Origin of the sequence: Marinomonas atlantica (assembly GCF_001639725.1) — a bacterium.
In the GTDB taxonomy this organism is placed as follows: Bacteria; Pseudomonadota; Gammaproteobacteria; order Pseudomonadales; family Marinomonadaceae; genus Marinomonas; species Marinomonas atlantica.
Window position 1 is genome coordinate 580,520 of sequence record NZ_LTAW01000001.1, and the last position, 8,570, is coordinate 589,089.

Genomic DNA, 8,570 nt, shown 5'->3' on the forward strand with positions numbered 1-8,570 from the left:
TCTCGACCACTGTGTAAACGTTATAATCCCCTCAACTTTATTTTGCCATCCAAGAGCTTTAAGACACCATAATGGAAAAGACTTACCAACCTCAAAGTATCGAACAGCCTATTTACACTCGCTGGGAAGAAAACAACTATTTCGCACCAAGCGGTGATGGCACGCCATTCTCTATCATGATTCCACCGCCTAACGTCACCGGTAGCTTGCATATGGGACACGCATTCCAGCACAGTTTAATGGATGCCATGATTCGTCGTGCACGTATGCAAGGCAAGCGCACTTTGTGGCAGCCAGGTAGTGACCACGCGGGCATCGCGACGCAAATGGTTGTTGAGCGTCAGCTGGCTGCGCAAAACCAAACACGTACTGAATTAGGTCGTGAGAAGTTCCTTGAAAAAGTATGGGAATGGAAAGGTCAGTCAGGCGGCACGATCTCTGATCAAATGCGTGTATTAGGTGACTCTGTCGATTGGACTAAAGAACGTTTTACTATGGACCCAGGCATGTCTGCTGCGGTTCAAGAAGTGTTTGTACGTCTTTATGACGAAGGCATTATTTACCGTGGTCAGCGCTTGGTAAACTGGGACCCTAAACTGCACACGGCCATTTCTGACCTAGAAGTATTGTCAGAAGAAGAAAATGGTTTCATGTGGCACTTCCGTTACCCTCTAGCGGATGGTGTGAAAACAGCAGATGGCAAAGATTACATTGTGGTTGCGACAACGCGTCCTGAGACCATGCTAGGTGACTCCGCCGTTGCGGTAGCGCATGATGATGAGCGTTACTCTGACTTAGTCGGTAAAGAGATTGTGTTACCGCTTGTAGGTCGTCGTATTCCAATTATTGTTGATGAATACGTTGATAAAGAATTTGGCACAGGTTGTGTAAAAATCACACCTGCCCACGATTTCAATGACTATGAAGTAGGTAAACGCCACGACTTACCAATGCTTAACATCTTTACGGACGATGCGGCAATCAACAATGAGGCGCCTGATAAATACCGTGGCTTAGATCGCTTTGAAGCGCGTAAAGTAATTGTGAAAGATTTCGAAGCGCTAGGTCTGTTAGAGAAAATTGCCGACCACAAGCTGAAAGTACCGCGCAGTGAGCGTGGCAACACGGTTGTTGAGCCATACCTAACTAAGCAGTGGTATGTGGCGGTTGAAACGTTGGCGAAGCCAGCGATTGAAGCTGTTGAAAATGGTGATATTCAGTTTGTACCAAAACAATGGGAGAACACTTACTTCTCTTGGATGCGTGATCTACAAGATTGGTGTATATCACGCCAACTTTGGTGGGGTCATCAAATTCCAGCTTGGTATGATGCTGATGGTAAGTTCTACGTTGGTCAAAGCGAAGACGATGTACGCCAAAAATACGGCCTAGCAGCGGATGTGGAACTGGTTCAAGACGAAGATGTACTGGATACGTGGTTCTCTTCCGCATTGTGGACGTTTGCCACGCAAGGCTGGCCAGAAAAAACAGAAGACTTTGAGCAGTTTTCTGAATCAGATGTTCTGGTAACCGGCTTTGATATTATCTTCTTCTGGGTCGCGCGTATGATCATGATGACCCTGAAGTTTACCGATAAGGTACCTTTCAAAACCGTGTACATCACTGGCCTTATCCGTGATGAACGTGGCGATAAAATGTCTAAGTCTAAGGGTAACGTGATCGATCCGTTGGATTTGATCAACGGTATCGACCTTGAGTCACTTGTTGCTAAGCGTACTTATGGCATGATGCAGCCTCGTTTGGCTGAAAAAGTTGAAAAGAATACCCGCGAAACGTACCCAGAAGGCATGCCTTCTTACGGTACTGATGCACTGCGTTTCACGCTGTGTTCATTGGCATCCGGTGGTCGTGATATCAAGTTCGACTTGAATCGTCTGGAAGGCTACCGTAATTTCTGTAACAAGATTTGGAACGCAACACGTTACGTATTAATGAATACGGAAGACCAAGATTGTGCGCAAAATGGTGCAGAAGTTGAGCTTTCATTAGCCGATAAATGGATCATCTCGCGTTTACAACACGCAGAAGAGGCGGTTAATAAAGCATACGACACACATCGTTTTGACCTAGCCGCTCAAGCTATTTATGAGTTCATGTGGCACGAGTACTGTGATTGGTATCTAGAGTTATCTAAGCCTGTACTGTGGGATGAGAATTCAACGCCAGCACAATTAGCCGGTACTCGTCGTACACTGGTTCGCGTCTTGGAAGCCTTCATGCGTTTAGCTCACCCGATGATGCCCTTTATTACTGAAGAAATTTGGCAGCGTATTGCGCCATTGGCGGGTCAAACGGGTGAAACCGTTATGACGCAGGCGTACCCTGAAACGGATGAAGCGAAGAAAAATGCTGAAGCCGAAGCCGATGTTGAATGGCTAAAAGGGGTTATCGAAGGTGTTCGTAATATTCGTGGTGAAATGAACATCGCACCCTCTAAACCTCTAGAAGTGTTTTTCCGTAATGGTTCTGAGCAAGACAAGGTGCGTATGGAAGCGAACTTAGCGTTCCTTCAGAAGCTTGCGAAAATCGAATCCGTCACTTGGCTTGAAGCCGGTGCTGAGGCGCCGATGTCAGCGACAGCCTTAGTCGGTGAGATGGAAGTGTTGGTGCCTATGGCTGGTTTGATTGATAAAGAGGCTGAGCTTGCTCGTCTACAAAAAGAAATCGATAAAGCCAGTAAAGATCTACAGCGCATTGAGGGTAAGTTAGGTAACGAGTCATTTGTTGCTAAAGCGCCTGAAGCGGTCGTAGAGAAAGAGAAAGCAAAGTGTGAAGACTTGAAGTTGGTTGTTGCTCGACTTGAAGAGCAAAAGGCTAGCATCGAATCTCTATAAAGTGGCAGTCGCCTCATTGTGACCAGTGGGGCAACTGGCTAAAGTAACAAGAGGTGGTCAATGGCAGAACGGTTATTTGGCAAAGTGCGGTGGTTTAACGACACCAAAGGTGTGGGTTTTATTAAGCGTGATGGTTTTCCAGATGTATTTGTTCACTATAAGGCCATTCTGTCAGATGGGCATAAAACGTTGAAGAAAGGCCAGTCGGTGAGTTTTGATGTCATCCAGACGGATTTTGGGACACAAGCGACCGAGGTGAAACTCGAGAAACGGCCACTCTAGCCTCCTATAAAAAAACCAGCTGAATCAGCTGGTTTTTTTGTGTCTGTTTAAAGCATGCTGTGAGCCAGCTTGACAAAGTCGACAGGGCTTAAGATGCCGACCAACTTACCATTCTCGACTACCGGCAGGCTGCCGTATTTGTTTTCAATAAAGAATTCAGCTGCACTTTTTAGTGGCAAGCTAGGATCAATGGACAATGTGTCCTTGTTCATGGCATTGCGAACGGGTGTTTGCTCTTCTTTTTTCTGGAGCTGCTGAGTGCCAAATTGGCTGACAAGATAAAATGCATGTTTGAGGTATTCGCGTTGCGTCAGCATGCCTAGGCAATTACCTTGGTCATCAATAACAGGTAAGTTGCGGATATTCTTTTCTGACATCAAGGCCTTCGCAGTGGCGAGGGAATCACTCTCTTTAAGAGTAACCAAATTTGTAATCATTAAGTCGGCGACAGTTTGCACGCTTCGAACTCCTTGTATAATAGTTGTTATGAGTCTAGGAGATAATAAATGCCAAGCGCAATAGATAATAGTCAGTGGTTACTAGAGAAAGATGAATTTTGGATGGCTAAAGCGCTGGAATTAGCGCAAGAAGCAGCTGCTGAAAATGAAATCCCAGTAGGTGCACTGGTTGTACTGGATGATGAAATCATCGGCCAGGGCTTTAATTCCCCGATTCATACCTGCGATCCAACGGCGCACGCAGAGATTCAAGCCATTCGTGATGCTTGCAAAAAAATGAACAACTACCGTCTACCTGGTGCGACGTTATACGTTACCTTAGAGCCGTGTTCTATGTGCGCAGGAGCCATTATTCACAGTCGAGTGGCGCGAGTTGTTTACGGCGCAACTGAGCCAAAGAGCGGCGTAGTGGAAAGTCAGCTAGCTTTTTTTGATAGCAGTTACCTAAATCATCGTGTTGAAAGTCAGGGTGGCGTGCTTGCCGTTCAAGCGAGCGAGCAACTTTCAAACTTTTTTCAGTACCGACGTGAGCAAAAAAAACGGTTAAAACAACAAGCTAGAGAGCGAATCAACCTTGATGAGTGAGGAAAGTGTTGATTATGCAAAGTCTGTACTGGCTTAAAAACACCTCAATGATTTAAAATGTGCGCAAATTTTTCCCCAAAACCACGATATGAGGCAAAACTCGACATGCTGACTCTGCATGGTTCCGCAGCGCTTTCTGCGTTTCGCAAAGCTAAGCTTTTAGCCGGTCTAAAAGATCTGTATCCATCTATCACAGATATCGATGCCCAATTTCTACATTTTGTTGAATTGAAATCAGAACAGGCGCTGACTTCAGATCAACAAAACGTGCTAGAACAGGCTCTGACTTACGGGGCTAAGTCTGCGCCGATTCAAGTATCTGATCACTACGTATTGGTTGTTCCACGTCTTGGTACCATTTCTCCTTGGTCTTCAAAAGCGACAGATATCTTGCATAACTGTGGTCTTGAGCAAGTTGAGCGAGTAGAGCGTGGTGTTCAATATTTTATTCACTCGAATGCTGCATTGACTGATGAGCAACGTAATGAGGTTGCTGCGTTACTGCATGACCGCATGACCGAAAGTGTTTTGTTAGATCTAAACGCTGCGCAAACAATGTTTGCTCACGCGACACCAAAGCCAATGACCAGTGTTGATGTTTTAGGTGGTGGTCGTGCTGCATTGGCTGACGCCAATCAGAAGCTTGGTTTGGCGTTGGCGGAAGACGAGATTGACTACCTAGTTGAATCTTTTCAGGAGCTAGGTCGTAACCCTAACGATATTGAGCTAATGATGTTTGCCCAAGCAAACTCTGAGCACTGTCGTCATAAAATTTTTAATGCGTCTTGGACGATCGATGGCGAAGAACAAGAACGTTCTTTGTTCAAAATGATCAAAAATACCCATGAGCACAACCCTGATGGTACGTTGTCAGCTTACAAAGACAACGCAGCTGTGATGGAAGGTCACAAAGCGGGTCGCTTCTTCCCTAATCCAGAATCAAAAGAATACGACTTTTCCCAAGAAAATATCGATATTCTGATGAAAGTGGAAACACATAACCACCCAACTGCCATTGCACCGTTTGCGGGTGCAGCGACAGGTTCTGGTGGTGAGATTCGTGATGAAGGCGCAACGGGAATAGGCTCTAAACCCAAAGCGGGTCTGTCTGGTTACACGGTGTCAGATTTAAAACTTCCTGGTTTTGAACAGCCATGGGAAAGTCATTATGGCAAACCTAGTCGTATCGTGACGCCTTTGGACATCATGATCGAAGGTCCGATTGGTGGTGCAGCATTTAACAACGAATTTGGCCGCCCTAACTTGCTAGGTTACTTCCGTACCTTTGAGCAAAAAGTTCAAGGCCCAACAGGTGATGAGGTACGTGGTTACCACAAGCCAATCATGCTAGCCGGTGGTCTTGGTAATATCCGTCGTGAGCACGTTGAGAAAGATGAGATCCAAGTTGGCTCGAAGCTGGTTGTGCTAGGTGGTCCAGCGATGTTGATCGGTCTTGGTGGCGGTGCGGCCTCATCGATGGCTTCTGCGGACGGTAACGAAGATTTAGATTTTGCATCGGTACAGCGTGGTAACCCAGAAATGGAGCGTCGTTGTCAGGAAGTGATCGACCGTTGTTGGCAGCTGGGTGACAAGAACCCAATTAGCTTCATTCACGATGTGGGTGCGGGTGGTTTATCTAACGCATTGCCTGAGCTTGTTAAAGACGGTGAGCGTGGTGGTAAGTTCGATCTACGTAAAGTTTTGAACGATGAACTAGGTATGTCTCCGCTAGAGATCTGGTGTAACGAATCTCAAGAACGCTACGTAATGGCAATTCCTGCTGACCGCATTGACGAGTTTGCGGCGATTTGTGAGCGTGAGCGTTGCCCATTTGCGGTCGTTGGTGAGGCGAAAGAAGCACTGCACCTAGAAGTTGAAGATCCTCACTTCGACAACAGCCCAGTCGATCTTCCGATGTCTGTTCTATTTGGTAAAGCACCAAAAATGCATCGCGAAGCGACTAAAGCTGATGTAAAAGGCGATGACTTTGATGGTTCTGAATTGGAACTGGCGGAAGCGGTGAAACGCGTACTTAGCCTACCAACGGTAGCGTCTAAGAGCTTCTTGATTACCATTGGTGATCGTACTATCACAGGTATGGTGGCGCGTGATCAAATGGTGGGTCCTTGGCAAGTGCCTGTGGCAGACGTTGCGGTTACAACGTCATCGCTAGACACTTATAAAGGTGAAGCGATGACCATGGGTGAGCGTACGCCAGCTGCACTATTGAATGCACCAGCGTCTGGTCGCATGGCGGTGGGTGAAGCGCTAACTAACTTAGCAGCAGCGAAAATCACCAAACGTAACCACATTAAGCTCTCTGCAAACTGGATGGCGGCTGCGGGTCACGCCGGCGAAGACGAGAAACTGTACCAAACCGTGAAAGCGGTCGGTATGGAGCTGTGTCCAGCATTGGACATCGCCATTCCAGTCGGTAAAGACTCAATGTCGATGAAGACAGTATGGAAAGAAGACGGCGAAGAAAAAGCCGTTACCTCACCATTGTCTCTAGTCATCTCAGCGTTTGCACCGGTTGAAGATGTTCGTAAGACTCTTACCCCTGAACTTAAGCAGGCTGACAGCCAATTGATCCTATTGGATCTTGGGGCTGGCCAAAACCGTCTAGGTGGTTCGGTACTTGCGCAAGTCTTTAACAAAGTCAGTAACGCAACGCCTGACGTAGACAGTGCATCAGTACTGGCTGGCTTCTTCGATACGACACAAGTTTTGAACGCTGAAGGTAAACTGCTTTCTTACCATGACCGTTCCGACGGTGGTCTGTTCGCAACTTTGACGGAAATGTCATTTGCGAGCCACATCGGTCTAGATGTTGATCTAACCAATGTTGCCAAAGACAAAGCGTCTCTAGCAGCAGCGTTGTTCAACGAAGAGCTTGGTGCGGTGATCCAAGTTGCGAACAGTGAAGTAGACGCAGTACTGGCGGCTTATCAAATGGCCGGTGTATCTGCGATCGCCGTTGCAACATTAAACGATAGTGATACCTTGAACTTCACTTTCCAAGGTGAGCAAGTGCTTTCTCAAGATCGTGTGACTTGGCAGCGTACTTGGTCTGAAACCAGCTACCGTATTCAAGCACTGCGTGATAACCCAGAATCAGCACAGCAAGAGTTCGATAACTTGCTCGATGCGAAAGATCCTGGTCTCTCAGCGAAACTAAGCTTTGATATCAATGCTGACGTTGCAGCGCCTTACATCAATACAGGCGCAAAACCTCGTATGGCGGTATTGCGTGAGCAGGGTGTGAACGGTCAGGTGGAAATGGCAGCCGCCTTCCACAAGGCAGGCTTCAATCCAGTCGACGTTCATATGAGTGATATCTTAACAGGGCGCGTGTCTCTAGAAGAATTCCACGGTCTAGTGGCATGTGGTGGTTTCTCTTACGGTGACGTACTGGGCGCAGGTGAAGGTTGGGCGAAGTCTATCCTATTCAATAGCCGTGCACGCGAGCAGTTCGAAGCCTTCTTTAATCGCAAAGAAACTTTCTCTCTAGGTATCTGTAACGGTTGTCAGATGCTGTCTAACTTGCATGATCTGATTCCAGGCGCGCAAAACTGGCCGAAGTTTGTTCGCAACCAGTCAGCGCAATTTGAAGCGCGATTTGTTCAGGTGGAAGTAAAAGAGTCTAACTCTGTTCTACTAGCGGACATGGCAGGTTCGATCATGCCGATCGCGGTTGCTCACGGTGAAGGTCACACTGAGTACCGTGACGATGCACACAAAGCCATCTTGCAAGCCAATGGTCAAGTGGCTCTGCAATATGTAGATCACTATGGTCAAGCAACTGAGCGCTACCCATTCAACCCGAATGGTTCTGCGGAAGGCATTACCGGTCTAACGTCTGAAGATGGTCGAGTGACTATTATGATGCCTCATCCAGAACGTGTTTACCGTGCGGTGCAACACAGCTGGAAGCCAGAAGGTTGGGAAGAGCAAGGTCCTTGGTTACGTTTGTTCCAAAATGCACGCAAATTCCTAGGCTAATCTTCTAGCTTTAAGAATCGAAAAGCCCGCTGCTTGCAAAAGCCGTGGGCTTTTTCGTTTCTAGTGCAATGTTATGAGTGGTGAGGTTTTAAAAACGACGTCTGCTTAACCACATAGGTCAAAGTTGATTGATGTTTGACCGTTTAGGTGTTTGTTTGTGTGTTTATTAATCAAATTTGGCGCTATTTAAAAGAATGATGCGTTTTTATTAAATTAATTTAAAAACCGCTTGCACTGAAAATTCAGATGCGTATTATACGCCTCCACTGACACGGACAACGCTTCACAACAACGAAGCGGTAACGAAGTCAGACGCTCTTTAAAATAGATAATCAGATAATTTGTGTGGGCGCTCGCTGGAGACTTCTAAAAATTTTGAAGTCTTAAA

Annotated in this window: 5 protein-coding genes; 4 read left to right on the forward strand and 1 reads right to left on the reverse strand. The window is 46.7% G+C overall.

Features of this window, described 5'->3' with window-relative positions; translation table 11 throughout:
• The first annotated feature begins 71 nt into the window (after positions 1 to 71).
• Complete coding sequence (locus tag AYW75_RS02720) at positions 72 to 2,855, forward strand: valine--tRNA ligase (protein ID WP_067094975.1); 2,784 nt, start codon at positions 72 to 74, stop codon at positions 2,853 to 2,855.
• 60 nt (positions 2,856 to 2,915) lie between these two features.
• A complete protein-coding gene (locus AYW75_RS02725; protein ID WP_067094978.1) occupies positions 2,916 to 3,137 on the forward strand; it encodes a cold-shock protein in 222 nt (73 codons plus the stop codon).
• Positions 3,138 to 3,184: 47 nt separating this feature from the next.
• Here AYW75_RS02725 and AYW75_RS02730 read toward each other — a convergent pair whose 3' ends face one another.
• A complete protein-coding gene (locus AYW75_RS02730) occupies positions 3,185 to 3,595 on the reverse strand; it encodes a CBS domain-containing protein (protein ID WP_082856356.1) in 411 nt (136 codons plus the stop codon).
• Between the two features lie 48 nt (positions 3,596 to 3,643).
• Here AYW75_RS02730 and tadA point away from each other — a divergent pair, with 48 nt between their 5' ends.
• Positions 3,644 to 4,180, forward strand: coding sequence for a tRNA adenosine(34) deaminase TadA (gene tadA, locus AYW75_RS02735; RefSeq protein WP_082856357.1), 537 nt, complete (start codon positions 3,644 to 3,646; stop codon positions 4,178 to 4,180).
• 105 nt (positions 4,181 to 4,285) lie between these two features.
• Positions 4,286 to 8,182, forward strand: coding sequence for a phosphoribosylformylglycinamidine synthase (gene purL / locus AYW75_RS02740; protein ID WP_067094981.1), 3,897 nt, complete (start codon positions 4,286 to 4,288; stop codon positions 8,180 to 8,182).
• Positions 8,183 to 8,570: the final 388 nt, after the last annotated feature.